Raw genomic sequence first — 23,254 nt, 5'->3', positions numbered from 1 at the left:
TGAACATCGTTCACCCTGCTGCATTTTACTCTCTTGGCGTGATGCCAGAGGGGATTAGCGTAAATCCAACATCGCGATATGGTCCATATCGTCAAACGTCAGGTTTTCGCCGATCATACCCCAGATAAAGGCATAGTTTTTGGTGCCGACGCCGGTGTGAATCGACCAGCTCGGGGAGATCACCGCCTGTTCGTTATGCATCACCAGATGACGCGTTTCATGTGGTTCACCCATCATGTGGAAAATAATGGTGTCTTCCGCCATGTCAAAATAGAAGTAAACCTCCATTCTGCGTTCATGGGTATGCGTCGGCATGGAATTCCAGTTGCTGCCTTCCGCCAGACGCGTTAATCCCATGCTCAGTTGGCAGGTTTCCACCACTTCCGGCACCAGATATTTGCAAATCGTCCGCTTGTTACAGGTTTTGACATCGCCCAGTGGTGCTTTTATCGCGTCATCCTGTGTAATGATGCGTGTCGGGAAAACGGCATGCGCTGGTGCGCTGTTATAATACAGTTTCGCTGGCTTGGCGCTGTCCAGGCTGCTGAACGCTAAGGCTTTGGCTCCCTTTCCGACATAGAGCGCTTCCTCATTGCCAACCTCGTAGCTTGTACCGTCGATGACAATTTTTGCCGGGCCACCGATATTGATAAGCCCCAGCTCGCGACGCTCAAGAAAATAGTTCACGCCAAATTGTTTGCCGATGCCATCATCAAACGTTATCTCGCCGTCCACCGGCATGATCCCGCCGACCACAATACGGTCAATGTGGCTGTAGGTCATGGTGTATTGGTTTGGCGTAAATATCTGCTCAATAAGAAATTTCTTTCTCAGCTCAGTGGTATCAAGCGTTTTCGCATGTTCACTGTGTACACTTTGTCGTACGTCCATTTTGCTACCTTCTTATGCGGTTTTAGGTGAAAAGCGTTTTGCCCATACTGCCGTAAGGATGGGTACCAGTACTGATGTCACGATCACACTGGTGGCGACTAACGCTGTTGCCTGTTGAGCGACCGGAGCGAATTCCGGAGCCATATTCGCGATCAACAGGGGAGTGGCGACGGCGGCACCGGCGCTGCTGGATGCGGCCACGCCTGCGGTGCCATTACCACCGCCGATAAATTTATCCGCCAGAATTAACGGGATGCCTGTAACAACAATCACCAACAGGCCGAGGAAGAGTCCTGCGAAGCCGGTCTGGAGGATCACTGATAAATTAATGGTGTTACCTAACGCAAAGGCAAAGAAAGGAATCAGCGTTTGTACTGAATTACCGAACAGCTTTCTCAAGTCCGGGTCCAGGTTGCCCAATGCAAAACCAATCAGGAAAGGCAGTACGGCACCGACAAATAACTGAGGTTCAAAGGTCGCGATACCGCTGGCACCCAGAATGACCATGGTCATCAACGGGCCGGATTCCAGAGACATCAGTACGAAGGCGCCCGCTTCTTCTTTAGAACCGTATTGGTTCATCAATGCAGCGTACAAACCACCGTTAGTCATGTCCATTGCCGCGACCAGTGCCAGCACGGAGATCCCAGCCAGCATGCCGTTTTGGATGCCGTCTCCCGGCAAGAATGTGCCAGCGATCAGCGCCACAATCCAGGCGGTAGCGATTTTGGTGACCACCAGAACGCCTGATTTTCTCAGCATCGTTCCCGTTGCTTTAAATTCAATGGATGCACCCATGCAGAAAAACCATACCGCCAGAATCGGGATTGTGCCAGTAATCAGCCCGTTACTGAAAGAACCTAAGTATTTTCCGGCTCCTGGCGTAAAGGTATTACAGAGTGCGCCCAAAAAGAGCGGCACTAGCATTAATCCCCCAGGGATTTTATCAATAGCTTGTTTGATTTTCATAAAAGACCTCATTAAAAGATAAAAGCATGTTCAGCCCGCTTTCAGTGAAAGCAGATGGAGTATTGGTATTCAGTAATAAATAGGGGGAAATAAAACCCAAGGGGTTATTACCCGATTTCATTAACTAGTGAAGATGGTTGTCCCCATTATAAAATTGATAATTACTATTCTTCGTTGTTTTGATATTTATGGCCATTCCCCTATTTTTAGTTATAGGTGGCCTTCCCGTAACACTTGATTAGCGTTTACAGGTATTTATGTCGTGAAATATTCGTCACGCTGATTTGTGCATGACTTTATTCACAAGTTAAAATTCACTCTGATTATTTTCGATAAATATATTATCTACTATCAATATTCCGACTGTTAATATGAGCGGTAATCGCTTTGCTGGTTTTAATCAGGCTTGCCAGATGCTTTTCTTTTTTTCCATTAGCATATTGCGACTGCATACCGTTAACGCCGATAGCGGCGATGACTTCACCATTTTGGTTAAAGATTGGCGCGGCCATGCAGCAGATCTCTTCTATATCTTCGCCGTCGTCTATTGCCCAGCCCTGTTCCTTGACGATTTTCAGATGTTGTAGGAAATCTTCTTTGTTGGTAATCGTCCGGGGCGTCAAATACTCAAAGGTGCAATCGGCAATCAATGATTCAATTCTTTCCTGTGGCAGCCAGGCGACGAGCACTTTCCCCAGAGACATACGGTTAAATACAATTTTCTTACCTTCCCAGGATGTTTTTACAATGGCCTTGGGAGATTCCACTTTACTCAGGAAGAAACCGTTATCGCCGTCCATAATACCAAGATGGCAGGTCAACTCCGTCTCTTTGACTAATTCATGCATAAAGTTAATCGTGTCTTTACGCAGATCAATATTCTTTATTACCAAACCGCCAAGCTCAAACAGTCTTAACCCCAAAACATAACGACCGTCAGCGCGCTGACGTAACAATTGCGTCACCACCAGCACTTCCAGTAGATGATGTACGCTGCTTTTAGGTATAGACAAATCAGTGCAAATCTCAGTGAAGCTGGCTTCGTCATGTTTGGCGATGTAGTCAATAATCATCACTAAACGGACGGCTGCCGGCGCTTTACTGTGTTCGAGCTGTTGGAATATATTCATGGTGTTCTATATATAAAACTATGGTTTCCTATATAGAACAATAATAACGCAACGGTAATTTATTTACCTAGATGCAGATCACAAAACACTCGTGAAGTGGTTGAGTATTTCAATATAAATGAAACGTAGTTTTATTAGGGAAACAGAATAGCGATATTTTGGCAGGAAAGATGCCTGACCTTATGAAAACGAGGTCAGGCATCTTTTAAATAATAGTGGGGGTTGCGTTAACGCTTTTTAAAGGCGGCGGCCAGAGCGTCGCCCATCGCGCTGTTGCCTGCGACAGGGGCGCTAGCGGGACGAGGACGTGATTTACCGGCTGGCTGACGTGATGACGTATTGCTATCGCCACGCGCACTGCCACCGCCACGACGTGATGCGGTGTCGCCCGGCTGCTCATCAAGGCGCATGGTCAACGCGATACGCTTACGTTGCAGATCCACTTCCATCACTTTCACTTTGACGATATCGCCTGCTTTCACGACCTTGTGCGGATCGTCGACGAAATGGTCGGCCAGTGACGAAATATGTACTAAGCCATCCTGATGGACGCCGATATCCACAAACGCGCCAAAGTTGGTGACGTTGGTGACTGCGCCTTCCAGAATCATGCCCGGCAGCAGATCGTTTAAGGTTTCCACGCCGTCGGCGAAGCTGGCAGTTTTGAACTCAGGGCGCGGATCGCGACCCGGTTTTTCCAGCTCTTTGATGATGTCGGTCACTGTTGGTACGCCGAAACGCTCGTCGGTGAAATCCGAGGGTTTCAGGTTACGCAGCGCGTTAGGGTTCCCCATTAGCTCCTGCAACGCCTGTTCCGTCGCAGCCAGAATACGCTCCACAATCGGATAGGCTTCCGGGTGAACGGTAGAGGCATCCAGTGGGTTATTGCCGTGGTTGATGCGCAGGAAGCCTGCACACTGTTCAAAGGCTTTTGGCCCCAGACGGCTGACTTTCAGCAGCTGTTCGCGGTTATGGAAGCGGCCATTCTCATCACGCCAGGTCACAATATTCTGCGCCATCATGCGCGTCAGCCCGGCGACACGCGTTAACAGCGCCACGGACGCGGTGTTCAGATCAACACCCACGGCGTTTACACAGTCTTCGACCACTGCATCCAGCTTCTTCGCCAGCAGGCTTTGGCTTACGTCATGCTGATACTGACCCACGCCGATGGATTTCGGGTCGATCTTCACCAGTTCCGCCAGCGGATCCTGCAAACGACGGGCGATAGACACCGCACCGCGCAGAGAGACATCCAGATCGGGGAATTCCAGCGCAGCCAGCTCGGACGCGGAGTACACCGATGCGCCTGCTTCGCTGACGATCACTTTCTGTGCTTTGATATCCGGGAACTGCTTCTGCGTGTCGAGGAAGAAACGCTCGGTTTCACGTGAGGCAGTTCCGTTACCAATCGCCACCAGCTCAACCTGATATTTGAGGCATAGTGCGGCGATGATTGGTGCTGATTTGGCCGCCTGACCGGTATGCGGATAAATCGTGTCGGTTGCGACCAGCTTGCCGGTAGCGTCCACCACAGCAACTTTCACGCCAGTACGCAGGCCGGGATCGAGACCCATCGTGGCGCGCATGCCCGCCGGAGCGGCCATCAGCAGGTCGTGCATGTTGCGGGCGAAAACGTTGATCGCTTCGTCTTCAGCCTTTTCACGCACGCTGCCCATCAGCTCGGTTTCAAGGTGCAGCAGCACTTTAATGCGCCACGTCCAGCTAATGACGGCGCGTCGCCAGCTGTCTGCTGCGGCATTCCCTAAACGCAGGTTCAGGTGGTCGATAATAATCTGTTCGCAGTAGCTCTCGCGCGGCGCTTCTTCGTGCTGCGGATCGGCGTTCAACGCCAGTTGCAGCACGCCTTCGTTACGGCCACGGAACATCGCCAGCGCGCGATGTGAAGGCACCTGAGCAATCGGTTCATGGTGATCAAAATAGTCACGGAACTTCGCGCCTTCTTCCTCTTTCCCTTCCACGACGCGGGAAACCAGATGGGCGTTTTTCCACAGATAGTTACGCACTTTTGCCAGCAGCGTGGCGTCTTCGGCAAAGCGTTCCATCAGGATGTAACGTGCGCCGTCCAGCGCGGCTTTCACGTCCGCGACGCCTTTCTCTGCATCGACATAAGCCTGTGCCGTCAGCTCCGGCTCCTGGCTCGGGTCTTGCCACAGGCTATCGGCCAGCGGTTCCAGACCGGCTTCAATCGCGATTTGTCCACGCGTGCGGCGTTTAGGTTTGTACGGCAGGTAGAGGTCTTCCAGCTCGGTTTTGCTCAGCGTGCCTTTTATGGCGGTAGCGAGCTGCGCGGTTAACTTTCCCTGATCGTCGATGGATTTCAGAATAGTCTGGCGTCGGTCTTCCAGTTCACGCAGGTAACCGAGGCGCGTTTCGAGCTGGCGCAGTTGGGTGTCATCCAGCCCGCCGGTCACTTCTTTACGGTAACGGGCGATAAAAGGGACGGTGTTTCCTTCGTCCAGCAGGCGGACTGCCGCGTCTACCTGCTCCGTACGCGCCTGCAATTCGCTGGCGATAATGTGGCTTAATGAATCATTCATGGGTCTGATATCAATCGTCATCAAGTGAATTAAATAAGTGGGGACAGTTATACGGATTGAGCGTGCAAAATGCCAGCCGCTGCCGTCTGGAAAACGCGGATGATCTCGCGTTGTTCAGTGCAACAAAATTTACCTACATCAATTTTCCGTCAGATTCTTGCAACCCACTCACGATTTTAGCGTATGACATACGTTGGCTTTATGCCGTTGTAAATCGAGTATTACTTTACATTGAGTGCCGCACGGGATGACCTATCCAGAAGCCCGTGAGAGCGGACGGGAACAACATCATTATTCGGGCAGGAGAACGGTTCATGACAGTCAGAACGTCCACGTTGACGGCAGAAGGGCAGGTGGATATCACGCTGGATATGCGCTCCGGCGTACTGGGGAAAACGGCGGTGGATATTCGTCCACTCGGTGAACATGGGCTGTGCAGTTATGACCCCGGTTTTGCCAATACGGCAGGGTGCGAGTCGGCGATTACCTATATTGATGCGGTGAATAGCGTGCTGCTGCATCGGGGCTTCCCTGTTGAACAGCTCGCCGAGCAGTGTGACTTTACTGAAGTCTGTTACATCCTGCTGCATGGCGAAGCGCCTTCGGCGGAAGCGTATGCGAAATTTGCCGACAACATCACTCGCCACACGCTGGTTCATGAGCAAATTACCCGGATGTTCAGCGGCTTTCGTCGCGATTCCCACCCGATGGCGCTGATGTGCGCGGTGGTGGGTGCGCTGGCCGCGTTCTATCACGATGTCTTGGATATCCATAATGCGGAACACCGTGAGCTGGCGGCCGTGCGACTGTTGTCGAAAATGCCGACGCTGGCGGCGATGTGCTACAAATATTCCATCGAACAGCCGTCCGTGTACCCCCGTAATTCGCTTTCCTATACGGGCAACTTCCTGCACATGCTGTTTTCAATTCCGGCAGAGAAGTATGAAGTGAATCCGGTGCTGGAACGGGCGATGAACCGCATCCTGATTTTGCATGCCGATCATGGTCAGTGTCCGTCTACGATGGCAGTCAGAGCGTCAGGTTCTTCCGGTGCGAACCCGTTTGCCTGCATTGCGGCTGGGCTGGCATCGATGTGGGGGCCGTTACACGGTGGGGCGAACGAAGCCTGTATGCGCATGCTGGAAGAGATTAAAACGGTCGATCGCGTCCCTGAATTCGTACGACGTGCGAAAGACCGCTGTGATTCATTCCGCCTGATGGGATTCGGTAACTCGGTCTACCAGCATTTCGACCCACGCGCGGCGATTCTGCGTAAAACCTGTTATGAAGTGCTCAATGAACTTGGCACGGAAGACAGCCTGTTGCAGGTGGCGATGGAGCTGGAACATATCGCCATGACCGATGCCTATTTTCTGGAGAATAAACTCTACCCGAGCGTCGATTTCTATACCTCGGTCATTCTCAAAGCGATGGGGCTGCCGTCGTCGATGTTTACGGTTATCTCCACCGTTGGCAGAACGATCGGCTGGGTTGCGCATTGGGATGAGATGCATAAGCAGGAAGACATCAGCATCTACCGTCCGCGCCAGATTTATACCGGGCAGCCGCGTCGTGACTATGTTTCCTCGTTGAAAGATTGATGCGATTGTCACCATGCTGCCTATGTCGCGGCATAGGCAGCATGGTGAATCTCGTCATACTTCAAGTTACATGTGCGTTGGCTACGTTCACTCACCCGAATCACTTACCTGTGTAAGCTCATCGGGATTCCTTCTCTTGCCGCCTTCCTGAAACTCGAATTATTTAGAGTATTGCAGGCAGGATAAGCCTAGAATTTTTCCCAGTTGTCCTGTGCGTTGCCGACCGGCGCGAGCGCTAAACGAGTCGGTTGGGATTTTTTCGCCATCGGCGCTGGGCGGGCTGCTGGCGTGCCGCGCAGGTGGAAATGGTTCATGAGCGTAACCAGATGAGATGACTGTTCGCGCAGGCTGGTTGCCGCATTCGCGGACTCTTCTACCAGCGTGGCGTTCTGCTGGGTGACCTGATCGAGCTGGTTCACGGCATCATGAATTTGCGAAATACCGGACTCCTGCTCCTGCGTGGTCGTCCCGATCTCGCTGATTAAATCTGCCACGCTGCGCGCCTGACGTACCAGCTCATCAATGGTGCTGCCAGTGTCTTCAACCAGACGATTCCCCGCTTCCACTTTTTCGACGCTAGTGTTGATCAATACCGCGATCTCTTTCGCTGCGGAGGCGGAACGCTGCGCCAGTGAACGCACTTCTCCAGCCACCACGGCGAAACCGCGACCTTGCTCACCCGCGCGTGCCGCTTCGACCGCCGCATTCAGCGCCAGAATGTTGGTCTGGAAGGCGATGCCATCAATCACGCTGATGATATCGCGGATTTTGTGTGAGCTGTCGGAGATCTCTTTCATGGTAATCACCATATCGCCGATCGCATCACCGCCCTTGGTCGCCGTTTCGCTGGCCTGGCTAGCAAGTTGAGTGACGCTGCGTACGGTATGCGCATTCTGACGAATTGCCTGACTCATCTGTTCCATTGAGGCGGCCGTTTGTTGCAGGCTGGCAGCTTGCTCTTCCGTACGCTGGCTCAGGTTTTCACTGCCCGCGGCGATTTGGCTAGAACCGGAAGCGATAGCTTCGCTGCTTTGCCGCACCTGTTCGACGATATCGCCCAGGTTATTACTCATGTGACGCATGGTCGCTAGCAGGCTGCTATGGTCGTTCGGCTTGATGTTGATATCGACAGCCAGATCGCCATCGGCCACCTGTCGGGCAACGTGGGTGGCGTAGAGCGGTTCTCCCCCCAGCTGGTTTTTCAGCGTGCGGGTAATCAACCAGGCCACGACCGCAGCCATGGCAGCGGCGGCAAGCGCGAGAATCAGCATGATGACGCTGCCGGACTGCGCACCCTGCTGGGCGTGGCTGACAATCTCGTTGGTATCCTGCTGCTGCGAGGCCATCATCGCATCCAGCACTTTGAACAGCGCGTTTTGCGCGGTCTGCATCTCATTGAGAATAATGGTATTACCCTGTAGGCGCTGCTGTGGATCGGTGGATTGCACCAGCTCCATGGCTTTCAAAAAGGCCGCAAGGTACGGCGGACGGGTGTCCTGAAACTGTTTCAGCAGTGCGCTGGTGCCTTCGGTATCGAGTTGTTGCCCCAGCTTTTTCAGATTGGCGGTATTGCGGGCGATTTGCTCGTCGACGAACTGCTTTTCCTGCCTGATTTGCGCAGGATCGGTGCTGAGTGCCATGTTACGGATCAGACGGGCATTGGCGTCAAAACCGGCTTTAACTTCCTGAATCAATAACATATTCGCTAACGTGGTACCGGAAAGCCGGTTGATGTCGTTACCCAGCCCAACCAGTTGGAGCCGTCCGAAGAATGCCACCATCAGGCTGATGATGATAACCAGAGAAAATCCCATACCCAGCATCTTGCCGAGTTTGATTCTGTTCAGCATATTCATAAACATCCTTAATTTTTTGACATGCTATGAAGGCATAACGGAGGGGGCTTGCTATCGTAATCGATGCAAGTAATGACAAGGAATTATAGCTATGTTTCGCATTTTCGGGATACATCGTTAACTCCCGTCCTCAAAAACATATAGATAAGAATATCTTTAATATCGGCAGGAAAAGCGTTCAGTTGATCACGTAAATTACGGCAAATGGGATTTCGTATGAAATGTGTGATCTGAGAGACAAAATGCGGGCGGTTATGGCGTTGGCTAATGGGAATAATGAGAAAAACGTGGGAGAGTGGTGCGTTAGCCCCTTTAGAGGCTAACGCACTGGTCAATCAAGAAGCGCTATCGCTGGTAAAAGGGGCGATATAGCGCTGATAGCGTGATTCTTTCAACTGCTTCAGATCGACGAGCACCAGGCCGTCGATGCAGTTATTGAAATCGGGATCGATGCCGAAGTCGATAAACCGCACACCTCCCGGCTCACACAGCTCTGAATACTGCTTGTAGAGCGTGGGGATCGCACACCCCATGTTGCTGAGCATGCTTTTCAACCGCGTGAGATCCTGCTGGTAGTCTGTTCCCTCAAACTGTTTCAGCACGTCAGGCAGCGAGGCCGGATAAGGGCGACGCGACGTAGCCAGCGGCTGATCGGGCGTGAAATGCAGACGATAAAATGCAACCAGCAAGTCGCGTGCATGCGGCGGCAAGGTGCCGGACAGCGACACCGGGCCAAACAGGTAGCGGTGTTCCGGATAACGCGCCAGATAGGCACCGATACCCAGCCAGAGATAATCCAGTCCGCGTTTACCCCAGTATTTGGGCTGAATAAAACTGCGTCCCAGCTCAATACCTGATGCCAGTATCGGATCCATTTCGTCGCCGTACTGAAACAGACTGTGGCTGTAGAGGCCGCTTTTCCCTTTTTCTGTGATCAAACTGGCCGTCGAGACAAAGCGATAGGCACCGACAATCTCCAGTTCACGGTCATCCCACAGGATCAGGTGAAGATAGTCATCGTCATAGCTGTCCAGATCGCGGCGTTGGCCGGATCCTTCGCCCACCGCGCGGAAGGCGATTTCGCGCAGGCGCCCGAGTTCACGCAGCAGCGGCACGTAATCTTCTTCGCCGCGACGATAGAGATATACAATCTTGCCATCCGGCGTGGTGCCCAGCGTTTCACACTCAGACAGCGCGCGCTTCAGCAGCACGCGGTCTTCGGCCAGCGCAATGGGCTTTTCACCGGCAAAACAGCCGGGCTTTCCTTGTCCCAACCGATAAACGTGACGCCGGAAACGGGCCGCCAGATCGTTGGCGTTCCACTCGCCCTGACTCCAGGACGTATAGGGAATTCTGGCACCGATGCGTAGCTTGAGGGTTTGGTCGCGTTGGCCGAACATTTCTCTCACCAGCAGGAGGGTGGACAGCGGGCGATAAACCATGGAGGAGAGATAGAACAGCGCGCTGTTGCGTCCGCCGATATGAATCGGAACCACAGGCGCGCGGGCTTTGCTTGCCATGCGGATAAAACCATTATGCCAGTGACCGTCGCGAATCCCTTGCAGGCTGACGCGTGAAACCTCGCCCGCAGGGAAGACAATGATCGCGCCGTCGCCTTCCAGATGCTGCTGGATGGCGCTGATTTGCTGGCGTTTGGTGCGGTTATTGAAGTTATCGACGGAAAAAAACAGATTCTTGAGCGGGGCGACATAAGAGAGTAGCTGGCTGGCGACGATGCGGACGTCGGGCCTGACGCTGGCGACGGTACGCAGTAGCGCCAGACCGTCCAGTGAGCCAATAGGGTGGTTGGCAACCAACACCACCGGCCCCTGACTGGGGATATTTTCTAAATCCCCTTCGACCATTTCACAATTGAAGTTGAAGTAATCAAGAATCTGTTCGACCAGATCCAATCCTTTCAAATGTGGGTAACGCCGCGCAAATTGCTGCATTTCATTTTCAAATAGCAGAGAACGCAAAACCGTTTTCTGCCAGGGTGGCGTATGGCGATGCGGGACAAGATCTTGCAGAATGGCGTCTAAGCTAAACATAAATCGTTCTCCGTAGCTCTCCGTGGCTAAAAGTACGGGATAGAAATGACATATTTATGTCTGTCGATAGATTATTAGCCAAAACTGTAAATCTGTGTAATGAACGCGCGATTTTTTGCGTGTAGGGATAGTGAAGAACGTGGTACGCGCTAAGCGCCTAACGGGGTTAACGACTTGAAAACCAATCTGATTACCCGCGAAGGGTATGACAAACTGCGGGCAGAGCATGATCATCTCTGGAATGTAAAGCGCCCGGAAATTACCAAAATTGTCTCCTGGGCGGCCAGCCTGGGGGATCGCTCAGAAAATGCGGACTACACCTATAACAAGCGTTTATTGCGCCAGATCGACAGGCGTGTGCGCTACCTGAGAAAATGCCTGACGGAGTTGAAAATCGTTGATTACTCGCCGCAGCAGGATGGCAGCGTATTCTTTGGCGCCTGGGTCGAGATCGAGAATGAACAAGGTGATGTGAAGCGCTTGCGGATTGTCGGTCCGGACGAGATCTACGGTGACAATAAAGACTATATTTCGATCGATTCCCCGATGGCGCGCGCCATGCTGAAAAAAGCGGTTGATGAGGAATTCACCGTGAACACACCAGACGGCCCGCGTGAGTGGTTCGTCAACTCGATTGAGTACGTTAAATGAACGTCGCCCGGCTTATGCCGGGCGGATTCATCGCTGACGTAAAAAGCGCGACTTCTCCTGAAAACAGGTTTAGTCATCTACATTTTGTGCCCGCAACAGCTGCCTGGCCTGCTCAATCACGGGTAAATCCACCATCTCGCCGTTTATCTGGAAAGCGTAGCTGTGTTCGGCCGCTTTTAGAACCTGCTTTGCCCAGTCTATTTTGCTGCGATCCGTCGCGAATGCCTGCTGAACGGCATCGATCTGCGAAGGATGGATACAGAGCTTGGCTGAGAAACCGAGCGAGCGTGCATGTAGTGCGTCAGCTAACACCCGATCGTGATGCGTGAAGTCAGGATTGACGCAATCTATTGGCGGCGGCAAGTCGGCCAGTCTGGACGCTAATACAATGCGGCTTCTGGCATACAGCAAGGCGTACAGGGATTGATCGCAATGCATATCGAGCGAGAAATCTAATGAGCCAAATGCCACTCTTTCTACCCCTGCGGCACAAATCTCTTCCGCATGATGCAACCCCTGCGCGGTTTCAATTATCGCTATAATATTAACCGCTTCCGAGCTATTACGATTTATCATTTTCCGCGCGTCATGCAGCATTTCTGCGGATTCTATTTTAGGTAAAACAATTTCCCATTTGGCTGTTTTATGTTTGGATGGGACGTTATTTCTTAATTTTTCTTTATTATTAAGTTTATTCAGAAACTCAATATCCTCACTGAATTCCATTGAACCAAATTTGTTTAAACGTATATATCTTTTGCAATTTATTTCAGAGACGGCCGTATCGTTTTTATCCCACTGGATAATATTTTCTCTAGCCTGGTTTTTTTCATCAGGATGAACAGCATCTTCTAAATAAAATATCACGGCATCGGCACCGCAGCAGACGGCTTGTTGAAAGCGGTGGGGCGCATTACCAGGCACAAAGAGATAGGTTTTAGCGTGTTCCATGCTGCTCTCCTTCTGTTAATTCATTGATTAAAAGATATTTTATTAAAATGTAACTAATTAATTGCGAATAAGAATGATACCTATTTACATTGTCGTGGTTAATATGCTAGCTTTCCGTTCATTATTTTTCAATCTATCCATTACGACATTTTTATTAATTTTCGGGACGTGTTAACCCGAGACTTAATGACACCCTTTTATACGTTACTGCAATCGGTTTTTACTTGTTTTATCGGTATGAGGAGTGGTTATGAATATCAAGGCTGACGATGTTAAACACAGGGATATACATCAGGATGTAGATGATTTTCTTTCTGATTATTCAAATAAAAATGCGCTAAGGCGATTGATTCGCTGTTTTTTTGCAGAAGGGATTTTGAATAAAAATGACCTGATATTTATTAAGGATAATTCCCGGAAAGCAACGCTGACGTTGCAGGGTGGCAAAGGTATATTGAAATTCGACGATATTTCCCCATCACCGGCAAACACTTATATTAATAATGGAAATATTTATCATATTAATTCAGATGGCGCGTCTTTTCCCGTTACCAGCCACGAGCGATTGATTGATTTACTTCGCGATAGTTTTGATTTCCATCCTGAAGACAGCGGCATTAATGGCCTGAAAAAAGATGTCGGTAACAGCATCCGTAATGATACCAACGCCCGGCGCTATCGGTGCCAGTGGCGTGCTGAGGTGGCTGATGCCATGCAGCAGGATGGGCAGAACGCTTTCACGCCGTGGCTGCGTCGGCAGCTAAGCATTCGCGATGCCGCCATGTTTCTCGATCAGTGGGGATCGCTGGAAGGCCACCCTTACTACCCGACCTGGAAATCCCGCCCCGGCCTGAGCGATGAAGACGTCCAGCAACTGTCACCCGAATTCAACGCCCGCGTGCCGTTGCGTATTACCGCGCTGCGCCGTGATATGGCGTATGTGGAATGCATGCCGCACGTTGATGATTTTCACCCGTGGTTTGCTCAGGCATTTCCTGCGCTCTGGCTGGACTGGAAGCAGCGCCTGAATCAGCAAGGGCTGGATGAGACACAGTGGCTCCCGCTGCCCATCCATAGCTGGCATCTGGAAAACTGGGTGAAATCCCACTACGCGGATGAGATCGCCGAAGGGATTCTGCTCACCGACGGCCCGGATCTCATCACGCTGCCGGGGATGTCGTTCCGTACCGTATTGCCCGTTGAGCCATCTTCTTCTCCCTTCATCAAATTGCCCGTCGCCATCTGGATGACCAGCGAAATGCGCAGCCTACAGGCGAAATCCATCCAGATGGGGCCACGTATCAGCACCATTATCGAAGCGATTCTGGCGCAGGAAGGCGGGTTCGAACAGCGGCTGGCGTTTTTCCGCGAAGAGACCGCGTTCCACTACAAGCACGCGGTTCATCAGGATGATGCGCCGGGTAAGCATCTTTCTGTCGTCTTCCGCGATGCCCGCGTTTATGAACGTACCGACGGCGCGCTGCCTGTGACCGTCGCGACGCTGTTTACGGCGCTGCCGCACCGCGACCAGCCGCTGTTCACCGAGCTGGTAACGCTGTCCGGGCTTGGCGCAGAGGCGTGGTTCCGTCAATACGTTCGTGCGGTTACCCGCCCTGTCATCGCTATCTATCTGCTGTACGGCATCGGGCTGGAAGCGCATCAGCAGAACAGCCAGATCCTCTTTTCGCCCGAAGGCGTCGCGCAGGGGCTATTAATCCGCGATTTCGGTGATGGGCGCACCTACGCGCCCCTGCTGCGTCAGCGTGGCCATCATCTGCAACCCTACGTCTGGCCCGGCATTCTGCCTACGGTCTTTGAAGACGACATCGAACCCGTGCGGATGTTTGTCGTCGATGCCTGTTTTGTAAGCCATCTGCACGAATTGGCGCTGGCGCTGAGTGCGGAATACGGCTTTGCCGATGCGCGGTTGTGGCGGGTGATGAAAGAAGAAACGGCCGCAGCGTTTGATGCGGTGAAGTCGCGCGTTGATGGCGAGCTATGGCAGACCGAACGCGACATGTTTCTGACCCAGCCCTGGTATACGCGTTCGCTGCTGCGAATGCACATCCAGGAATATCGCGACTACCGAATTCAGCACGGCCTGAGCAATCCTTTCCTCACGGAAGGGGAGAAAACTCGCGTCGAGCCGTGATGTATGGCGATGCTCCTGCCTTACCGGCTGAAAAACGGGAGCATCTTTTTCACTCCTCATTTTGAGATGGATAACTTTGTTGATGAACGCCAGGAAGAACTTCACTCCACCTACTACTGGGAAGACTCGTTTTCCTATTCCCTCTGCGTTAGCCATCGCCGTAACGGCTGTGCTAGGCGGCATCGCGATACCCGCGCAGGCTGCTACGGGCGAGCGTGATGATTCCACGATCGTGGTGGAAGCCAAAGACGCGGAAGCCGTGCAGGGACTGGTCGCGGGCGGCATGTCGGCGCGGTCGTCCAGTACCGGGCTGCTGGGTAAAAAGGACGTTATGGATACGCCGTTTAACGTCAGCAACATGACCTCATCGTTTATTGAAAATAAACAGGCCCAGACGCTGGGGCAGGTGGTCGCGCATGACGCCTCGGTGCGGGTGAGCAGTTCTCAGGGCGGTCTGCTGGATTCTTACTACATCCGAGGTTTTCCACTTAATGAGGGCAACCTTAGCGATATCGCCATGAACGGCGTCTATGGTGTTGCGCCCAACTATCAGCTGATGACCGACTACATCGAACGAGTAGAAGTGCTGAAAGGACCATCGGCGCTGTTGTATGGGCTGTCGCCTAACAGCAGCGTGGGTGGCGTGATTAATGCCGTCACCAAACGTCCGACCACCGTAGGCAATCTGACCCGTCTCACCACCAGCTGGCAGTCTGATTCCCAACTCACACAGCATGCGGATATCTCCCGCGTCTATGCGCTGGACAATAATAATCTGCTCGGCGTGCGTTTTAACGGCAATTACGGCTACGGCGACACGGTGTGGGATGGCAGCGATAAACGTACACAGGTCGGCTCGCTCGGGCTGGATTTCTCCTCAGAGCGTTTCCGCGCCACGCTGGATCTCATTACCCAGCACCTGAAAACGCGTGCGCCGTCGCGCCCTTATTCGTTTGCCGCTGGTGTGACCGTGCCCGATGCACCGGACGGCAACACCAACATTTCCCAGCCGTGGGGATTCTGGCACTCCAAAGATCAGTCGGTGCTGCTGCATACCGAATACGATTTGGCGGATAACGTCACCTGGTTTACCGATCTGGGTGGTTCCAGCGCACACGTGAGCCGGTTGTCAGAGCAGGTGCCGCAGGTCACGAATAACAATGGCGATGTGAGTTCCGCTGTGGGCAATTATCGCTTTACTACCAGTCGCTACACGCTGGCGACCGGTGTTCGCGCGGATGTGGAAACCGGCTCGGTGACGCACAAGCTGTCGGCACAGACCAGCTACTACCGCGATCGTCAGGCGACCGGTATCGGCAGCGGAACAACGATTAACTCGAATATTTACAATCCAGTTTCTTCACCTGCACAGAATGTCGCCGCACCTGCAACGATTAGCAAACGTTCTTCCACTGCGCTATCGGGTATCGCATTAGCGGATACGCTTGGCTTCTGGAACGACGCGCTGCAAGTGACGGGCGGTCTGCGTTATCAGCAGATCAAGTCGGATAACTTTGTTCCCGGCAATAGTGCGCCATCATCGTCCTACGACAAAAATGCGATAACGCCGATGGCGGGCGTCGTGGTTAAGCCCTGGCAGCACGTCTCACTCTATGCCAACTACATTGAGGGGCTGAGCAAAGGGGATATTGCGCCTGCGAATGCGAGCAATGCGGGGCAGGTATTGTCGCCGTATAAGAGCAAACAGTACGAGGCCGGCGTGAAAGTGGATGCACTGGGGACGATCTCCACGCTGAGCGTTTTCCAGATCACCAAGCCGAGTGGCGCGCTGGTTAACGGCGCGTTTGTTGATGCCAACGAGCAGCGCAATCGGGGTATCGAGCTGGATGTCGTCGGTTCACCGCTGGAAGATCTGCGTCTGACCGGTGGCGTGATGCTGTTGGATGCCGAGCTGACCAAAAGCGTGACGCCGGGGGCACAGGGCAAGCGCGCACCGGGTACGTCGCGTTTTCAGGCTAACGCTGGCGTGGAATATGACCTGCCGTTTCTGCGCGATCTGACGCTCAATGCCAACGTCACTCATAACGGGAAGCAGAACGTCAACACCATCAATACTCAGTCTATTCCTTCCTGGACCACCGTTGATTTCGGCGCGCGTTACAAGACACGAATCTCTAACGCACCCACCACGTTCCGTGCCGATGTGCTTAACGCCTTTGACCGCAACTACTGGTCTGGCGTGACGTCGTTCAGCACGGTATCGCAAGGAACGCCGCGGACGCTGATGCTGTCCGTCGCGGTTGATTTCTAAGGATAGGCATTTTTCAGGAACCGAACGTTAAGGAGATAGCGATGAGCAACCTGTTTAGCTTTGCCGCAGTGTCTTCCCTCCCTGTCGCGCAGGCCCACTGGCCTGAGAGACTGACACCTTATCTGGATAGTGAGATTGAGCAGTTTCTTTTCAACTCGCCGCAAAGGCTGTCATGGCTGGTTGAGCAGTATGGGTCGCCGCTGAATATTGTCTGGCCGCACACCGTGGCCAACAATATCGCGGCATTGCGAACGGTGTTGCAGCGTCACGATGTGGACTGTCGCCTGTACTACGGCGCGAAGGTGAATAAATCACCGGGGCTGGTACAGGCGGCGGTTAACGCTGGCGTTGGTGTGGATGTTTCCAGTTTACAGGAGCTGAAAGATGCGCTGCGGGCAGGCTGCGACGGCGCGCGGCTGTGCGCCACCGGCCCAGCCAAAACGCGCGAGTTCCTGACGGAACTGGTTCATCACCGCGCGCTTATCGTGCTGGATTCGCCGGAAGAGTTCGATGAGGTGCTCGCGCTGGCTGAGTTGTTACGTGTGACGGAGCCGGTGCGAGTTCTGCTGCGCTATCGCCCGTCGTTCGCACAAAACAGCCGGTTTGGCATGCTGGCCGATGAGATTGCTATCTGCCTGGAAACGTTGAGTACCAGACTGGATGCACTTCATCTGGAAGGCTTCCATTTTCATCTAGGCGGTTATGAGCCTGATACTCGCGTAGCCGCATTGGCTGAGGTGTTGCCATTACTGGAGCGGGCGCGGTCAAAGGGATTGCAGCCCGCCATTATTGATATCGGCGGGGGATTGCCGATTCAATATCTTCCGGCTTCACACTATCAGGAGTATTTAGCGAAGCAGAATGGGGCGGATTATCGCCACGGTCAGGTGCCGACCTCGTTTTATCCGTACGGCGGTGAGCGTTCGGCTGCCGACTATCTTGACGCCTTCCTGTCAGCTTCAATTGGGCAGAACCATGTAGCGGACGTACTAAAACAGTACGGCCTGATTCTGGCGATTGAGCCGGGACGCAGTCTAGCCGACCAAAGTGCGATTACCGTGTTTCGCGTCACGCGCACGCGCCGCCAGCCGGATGGCAACCACGTCGTGTTTGTCGAAGGCAGCAGCTTCAGCGCGTGTGAAACCTGGTTTAACTCTGAGTTTTTGATTGATCCTCTGCATGTTTTTTCCGTCAAAAAAGACACACGTCCGACGCCGGGTAAAGCCTGGATCGCCGGACACAGCTGTCTGGACGACGATGTCATTACGAACCGATTGATTCATTTTCGAACCGTGCCGCAGCCTGGCGATTTACTGATTTACGCGAATACGGCGGGATACCAGATGGACCTGCTGGAAAACGCGTTTCATCGGCATCCGCTGCCTGCGCGCCTGTGTGCGTTCAAAGGTAAGAAAGGTGAGCTGATTTTTTCCAGTGATAACTGAATGGAGCAGAACCATGATCCTGAATAAAGTAACTGATTTGATTGGTAATACACCCGTTATACAAATTCCTGTCCCTTATAGGGATACGCGTTTGTTTTTAAAAGTGGAGAAGAACAATCCCGGCGGCAGCATGAAGGATCGCATGGCGCGAAACATGATTGTCGCTGGACTGAAGTCAGGCAAAATCCGTCCCGGCGGCACCATTGTCGAATCGTCCTCGGGGAATACCGGTATCGGGCTGGCGCTGGCGTCGATTGAATACGGCCTGCGCTTTATCGCCGTGGTCGATCATCACGCGGCGCAGGACAAAATTGCCATCATGCGCGCGCTCGGCGCGGAAATTCGCTACGTCTCCGGCGACTACGGCGAAGATGAGGTTGCGGTGGTGGAACGCCAGCGCATGGCGGCACAGCTGGCGCAGGAAATACCCGGCGCGGTGTTTATGAACCAGTCGGATAACGCGGCGAATGCGGGCGGCTATGCCGATTTTGTCCGCGAGCTGTTTAGCCAGATTGGCAAGATCGATGCGTTTGTCGGCTGCGTGGGCACTGGCGGATCGATGACTGGCATTTCACACGGCCTCAAAGTCCATAACCCGGATATCACGACCATTGCGGTTGAACCGGTTGGCTCTATTGTCTTCGGTCACCCCGGCAAACCTTATTATCAGTCCGGCACCGGTACGCCTGCGGGAGATACCGTGGGGCTAGTGCTGGATTACAGCTGCATCGACTGTGGTGAGCAGGTGTCGGATACGCAGGCGTTTGAAACGGCACGCTATATCGCACGGCACTACGGTCTGCTGGTCGGCGGTTCGACGGGCGGGGTGATCTATAAAGCGCTGGAGCTGATCTATCAGGATCGCATCGGCGGCAACGTGGTGCTGGCGATTGCCGACGGCGGTGAAAAGTACCTGCACACGGTGTTTAACGAAGAGTGGCTGGCGGCGCGTAACCTGATAGATAGCGGCGTGTGGCACGATCTGGATCGCTGGCTGGGCAACGCGATTTCTCTGGAGCAGGCAAGCTAAGGAGTTAAGGATGGCTGAAACGCTAAGCGGGCAGCCGCTTAACGTGGTGATTTGCGGGGCCGGCAAGACCGGCCATCTCACCACGGTGCTGTTTAAACAACGGCCAGACGTCAAGGTGACGTTACTGGGTAGTCATCCTCGTCTGCCGGAAGCCTATCAGCAGCACGGTAAACGGCTACACGCGCTGCTGCCAGATGGCGAGACGCTGACGGCCACGCCGGACTGTGTGACCTGCGACCCGGCGGAAGCCTGCCGCGATGCCGATGTGGTTATCATCACCGTTCCCGCCAACTTCCGCGCCGATCTTCTGGCGCGGATCGTTCCCCATTTGCCCGTCGGCAAGCCGGTTTACGTTGGCGCGATCCCCGGTTTTTGCGGCTTTGACTGGCTGGCCGAACGTGAGCTGGCCGCTCGTCCAAACGCGGTGATTTGGGGAATGAAGGACGTCGCGCATATTGCGTTTGATTTACTGCCAGGCCAGTCGATCAAAATGGGCGGCGAAAAGGCCACGCTGTATGTCGCTACGCATCGGCGCGAAACGGCTGCGAGCCAGCAGGCACTAATGGTGCTGCTGCAACGGCTCTATTCCGCGCCCGTGGTGTTATTGCCGGATTATCTGGAGATCACGCTGACGCCGGGTAACCCGATTATGCACAGTGCGGTGATTTATGGCCTGATTGGTCCCTACGGACAATGGCATGCCAGGCCGTTCTCGCAGCCGCTATGCTGGTGGAATGATTGCCCGGAACTCGGCGCCTATTATCTGGAGCGCATGGACGAAGAGAACCAGCAACTGTGTGCGGCGCTGGAGACGCGGCTTGGCGTGCGGCTGGATTCCGTGCTGCCGCTCAAACAGGAGATTATCGATGCCTATGGCGATCAGATTGCCGATGCGCACACGATGCTCTCCGTACTGCGAACCAATCAGGCTTACCACGGCATCGGCCTGCCGCTGCGAAAGTATGATGCTGGCGGATACGTGTTTGATACGCAGCATCGGGTGTTTCAGGAGGATATTGCCTACGGCCTGAGCCTGCTGGTGACGATTGCGGAGAATCTGGCCGTTAGCGTGCCATACATTGAGGAAGTTTACCGATGGTGCAGCGATTACATGGGCGTGTCTACGCAGGATCGCCCCGGCTATTTCCCGCCGCACTGGCTGACGGATGGGATGGGTTGACGTGATGACCGTAGCGGGAATGAGGGCGGGTGACGCCGTGGAATCAGAAGGAGCTGACGCATGCGCTTGAGCGGGCAGGTGGCGTTCATCATCCACTTTATGTTTGTCGTACAGCTGGTCGCGATGGGGGCGATGGAGATGAGCGGGCCGTTTTGGCCGCTGCATCTGGAAAGTATGTCGTCTGGTGCGGAACTGAGCATCGCGGGGATTGCCGTGTATGTCGGGCCGATGCTGGGCATTATGCTGACCAGCGCCTTCTGGGGACGGATGGGCGATCGGCTGGGCAACAAAGCCATGATGATCCGCGCGCTGTTTGGGCTGGCGTTAACCCAGCTCGGGCTGGCATGGGCAAATGATATCTGGACGATAGTCGCGCTGCGTTTTATTCAGGGTGCCTGTGCGGGCTATATCGCACCCGCGCAGGCCTATGGCGTCGCGGTGGTCAGCCCGTTACAGCGCACGCGGCTGTTCGCCTGGCTTCAGGTCTCCACCAACGTGGGATCGCTGCTGGGGGCGATTGTCGGCGGGCTGATCCTCGATTACCTGAACTTCTTCTGGATCAACCTGAGTGCGGCGATCCTGTGCGCGCTGTGTGGCATCACCGTAGCGCTATTTTTGCCGCATGTTGCCCCTGAGGCTTCTGCTGCTCCGCCTGCGGACGCGCAGGCGAAAGACATTCCCCGCAGACGGCTTTGGGCGCTGTCGCCGATTCCCGGTTTGCTGCTGATTTCCGGCCTGTTGCTGACCAGCCGAATGATCCCGCAAACGCCGTTTTCCCTCTATATGGACGGCTTCTTTCAGGTGGATAAGTGGATTATCGGGCTGTGTTATGGCTTGCAGGCGACGGGCGTGATTGTCTCTGCGTCGCTGTGGGCGCGCTATTTTGAAAACCTTTCGCTGTCGCAGACGCTGAGCCGTCTGTGTGTGGTGATGCTGGCCTGCGCCATCGTGACATTGACGGCTGCCACGATCTTGAATATTGCGATTTTCATCCCGCTGTACTTCCTGTGGGGCGTGCTGCTGGGGGCGACGACGCCGGTTCTGATGGCGCTGATTTCCCGTGCGGCTGGAGCCGGGCAGCAGGGTTACATACTCGGTGTGGCGCAAAGCGTCAGCCAGTTTGCCTCAATTCTGGGCATTTCTTTGGGCGGAGTGGTGCTCTACTCCCCCGGACTACGTTCGCTGTTCTTCTGCGTTGGTGCCGCTTATCTGGTGACCTTCCTGGTCTCGTTGATGCTGCTACGACGCCTGCGGATACAGGCGGAAAAACATGACTCTCTCTCGACGAAGGGAAATATCGAAAATGTGTAATCGTTGGACGCGGCAATATTGCCGTCGGTTATTGCTGAGTGCGCTGTTGATGGTAGGCCTGTCGCCGCTGGCAGGGCAGGCCGAACAAACCGCGCAAACCTCAACCGTCATCAAGGATGTGTTGGGGCGTGAAGTGAGAGTCAACACGCCGGTGCAGCGCGTCATGCTGGGAGAAGGGCGTCAGCTTTATCTGGTCGCGATGCTCGATCGCGAAGATCCGGCGAAAAGGATTGTCGCCTGGCGGCGCGATCTGATTCAGTCCGATCCGGCAACGTGGCACCAGTATCGCGATCGTTTTCCTCAGCTGACGAAAATCCCGACGTTTGACGGCACGGAAAAGGGCACGTTTGACGTAGAGCAGGCGGTGTCGCTGAAGCCGGACGTCATCATTATGAACATTGAGGCGCAGCGGGCGATTGTCGATGCGGGCTACGATCGGATATTGGACAGCGTCGGCATTCCGATTGTGTATGTCGATTTTCGTTATCACCCGTTGGAAAACACCGCGCCGACCATGCGCCTGTTCGGCAAGCTGTTTAATCAGGAAGCGCGTGCCGAAGCGTTTCTCGCATTCCGCGAGGCGCAGCTAAAACGCGTTTCCGACGTGCTGGCGGCGAAAAAGCCGCGCTCACCGCGCGTGTTCATTGAACGGCTGGGGGGCTATACCGATGAATGCTGCTTGACGTTCGGCCCGGATAACTTCGGGAAATTCGTGCAACTGGCCGGTGGCGATAACGTCGCGGCGAAGAATGCGCCGAGCACCTTTATGCAGATGCATCCTGAACAGGTGATTGTGGAAAACCCGGAAATTGTGGTGATCACCAGCGGCAACTTTGAGGCCTTCGTGCCCGGCGGACGCTGGATTGGTTTGGGGCCGGGGCAGGATATGACGGAAGGGCGCAAGCGTCTCGAATGGTTTCTGGGGCGTCCCGCCTACACCAACAGCATCGCCAAGCAGAAGCGCGCATTTCATGCCATCTGGCATCAGTTTTACAACGGCCCGTATGATTTTATCGCCATTCAACAACTGGCCGAGTGGTTCCACCCAGACTTATTCCGCGATCTCAACGCGGATGACACCTTCCGCCAGCTTCATCAGCAGTTTCTACCGGTTGACTATCAACCGGGCTATTTCGTCAGTCTTGCGCAGTAAGTCACTCACAGTCGGCTCCGGTGCACTGGCCGGAGCGATACGAGATTGTT

16 protein-coding genes are annotated in these 23,254 nt (G+C 53.9%); 9 read left to right on the top strand and 7 right to left on the bottom strand.

Going from position 1 to position 23,254, the window contains the following annotated elements; translation table 11 throughout:
- Window positions 1-54: 54 nt before the first annotated feature.
- From kduI to BUB06_RS16115, 4 genes are all read right to left on the bottom strand, one after another.
- A complete protein-coding gene (kduI, locus tag BUB06_RS16130) occupies window positions 55-891 on the bottom strand; it encodes a 5-dehydro-4-deoxy-D-glucuronate isomerase (RefSeq protein WP_010299379.1) in 837 nt (278 codons plus the stop codon).
- Window positions 892-903: 12 nt separating this feature from the next.
- The gene (gene kdgT / locus BUB06_RS16125) at window positions 904-1,860 is read right to left on the bottom strand and encodes a 2-keto-3-deoxygluconate transporter (protein ID WP_010299376.1); all 957 of its coding nucleotides are present in this window, start codon (window positions 1,858-1,860) and stop codon (window positions 904-906) included.
- Between the two features lie 341 nt (window positions 1,861-2,201).
- Complete coding sequence (locus tag BUB06_RS16120) at window positions 2,202-2,990, bottom strand: IclR family transcriptional regulator (RefSeq protein ID WP_010308986.1); 789 nt, start codon at window positions 2,988-2,990, stop codon at window positions 2,202-2,204.
- Between the two features lie 227 nt (window positions 2,991-3,217).
- Window positions 3,218-5,551: a Tex family protein gene (locus tag BUB06_RS16115; RefSeq protein WP_010308971.1), complete on the bottom strand. Its 2,334-nt coding sequence runs from the start codon at window positions 5,549-5,551 to the stop codon at window positions 3,218-3,220.
- Between the two features lie 314 nt (window positions 5,552-5,865).
- Between BUB06_RS16115 and BUB06_RS16110 the strand changes: the two genes are divergently transcribed.
- On the top strand, window positions 5,866-7,152 hold the full coding sequence (locus BUB06_RS16110; RefSeq protein ID WP_039474084.1) for a citrate synthase: 1,287 nt from the start codon (window positions 5,866-5,868) through the stop codon (window positions 7,150-7,152).
- Between the two features lie 188 nt (window positions 7,153-7,340).
- Here BUB06_RS16110 and BUB06_RS16105 read toward each other — a convergent pair whose 3' ends face one another.
- A complete protein-coding gene (locus BUB06_RS16105; RefSeq protein ID WP_039474081.1) occupies window positions 7,341-9,008 on the bottom strand; it encodes a methyl-accepting chemotaxis protein in 1,668 nt (555 codons plus the stop codon).
- Window positions 9,009-9,343: 335 nt separating this feature from the next.
- Window positions 9,344-11,059 carry a bifunctional ornithine lipid synthase OlsF gene (gene olsF / locus BUB06_RS16100; RefSeq protein WP_039474078.1) on the bottom strand — a complete coding sequence of 572 codons (1,716 nt, stop codon included), beginning with the start codon at window positions 11,057-11,059 and terminating at the stop codon, window positions 9,344-9,346.
- 174 nt (window positions 11,060-11,233) lie between these two features.
- Between olsF and greB the strand changes: the two genes are divergently transcribed.
- Window positions 11,234-11,710, top strand: coding sequence for a transcription elongation factor GreB (gene greB / locus BUB06_RS16095; RefSeq protein ID WP_039474076.1), 477 nt, complete (start codon window positions 11,234-11,236; stop codon window positions 11,708-11,710).
- 69 nt (window positions 11,711-11,779) lie between these two features.
- Here greB and BUB06_RS16090 read toward each other — a convergent pair whose 3' ends face one another.
- Window positions 11,780-12,661 carry an HpcH/HpaI aldolase/citrate lyase family protein gene (locus tag BUB06_RS16090; protein WP_039474074.1) on the bottom strand — a complete coding sequence of 294 codons (882 nt, stop codon included), beginning with the start codon at window positions 12,659-12,661 and terminating at the stop codon, window positions 11,780-11,782.
- Between the two features lie 250 nt (window positions 12,662-12,911).
- On the opposite strand from BUB06_RS16090, the gene BUB06_RS16085 reads away from it, so the two are divergent.
- The 7 genes from BUB06_RS16085 (at window position 12,912) to BUB06_RS16055 (ending at window position 23,204) form a co-directional block, all read left to right on the top strand.
- A complete protein-coding gene (locus BUB06_RS16085; protein ID WP_048329412.1) occupies window positions 12,912-14,813 on the top strand; it encodes an IucA/IucC family protein in 1,902 nt (633 codons plus the stop codon).
- An 82-nt stretch (window positions 14,814-14,895) separates the two neighbouring features.
- A complete protein-coding gene (locus tag BUB06_RS16080; protein WP_039474071.1) occupies window positions 14,896-17,085 on the top strand; it encodes a TonB-dependent receptor in 2,190 nt (729 codons plus the stop codon).
- Window positions 17,086-17,126: 41 nt separating this feature from the next.
- Window positions 17,127-18,530, top strand: coding sequence for a Y4yA family PLP-dependent enzyme (locus BUB06_RS16075; protein WP_039474069.1), 1,404 nt, complete (start codon window positions 17,127-17,129; stop codon window positions 18,528-18,530).
- A gap of 13 nt (window positions 18,531-18,543) precedes the next feature.
- Entirely contained in the window at window positions 18,544-19,560 is a 1,017-nt protein-coding gene (locus tag BUB06_RS16070; protein WP_010305440.1) for a PLP-dependent cysteine synthase family protein, read from the top strand.
- A gap of 10 nt (window positions 19,561-19,570) precedes the next feature.
- Window positions 19,571-20,740: an NAD/NADP octopine/nopaline dehydrogenase family protein gene (locus tag BUB06_RS16065; RefSeq protein ID WP_039474064.1), complete on the top strand. Its 1,170-nt coding sequence runs from the start codon at window positions 19,571-19,573 to the stop codon at window positions 20,738-20,740.
- 60 nt (window positions 20,741-20,800) lie between these two features.
- A complete protein-coding gene (locus BUB06_RS16060) occupies window positions 20,801-22,051 on the top strand; it encodes an MFS transporter (protein WP_039474061.1) in 1,251 nt (416 codons plus the stop codon).
- Window positions 22,044-23,204, top strand: a complete 1,161-nt coding sequence (locus BUB06_RS16055; RefSeq protein ID WP_039474057.1) for an ABC transporter substrate-binding protein — start codon at window positions 22,044-22,046, stop codon at window positions 23,202-23,204. Before BUB06_RS16060 ends, BUB06_RS16055 begins: the two co-directional genes overlap by 8 nt.
- Window positions 23,205-23,254: the final 50 nt, after the last annotated feature.

Origin of the sequence: Pectobacterium carotovorum, from assembly GCF_900129615.1 — a bacterium.
In the GTDB taxonomy this organism is placed as follows: Bacteria; Pseudomonadota; Gammaproteobacteria; order Enterobacterales; family Enterobacteriaceae; genus Pectobacterium; species Pectobacterium carotovorum.
Note: the sequence above shows the minus strand (reverse complement) of the source record. Positions and strands in the feature narration are given on the sequence as shown.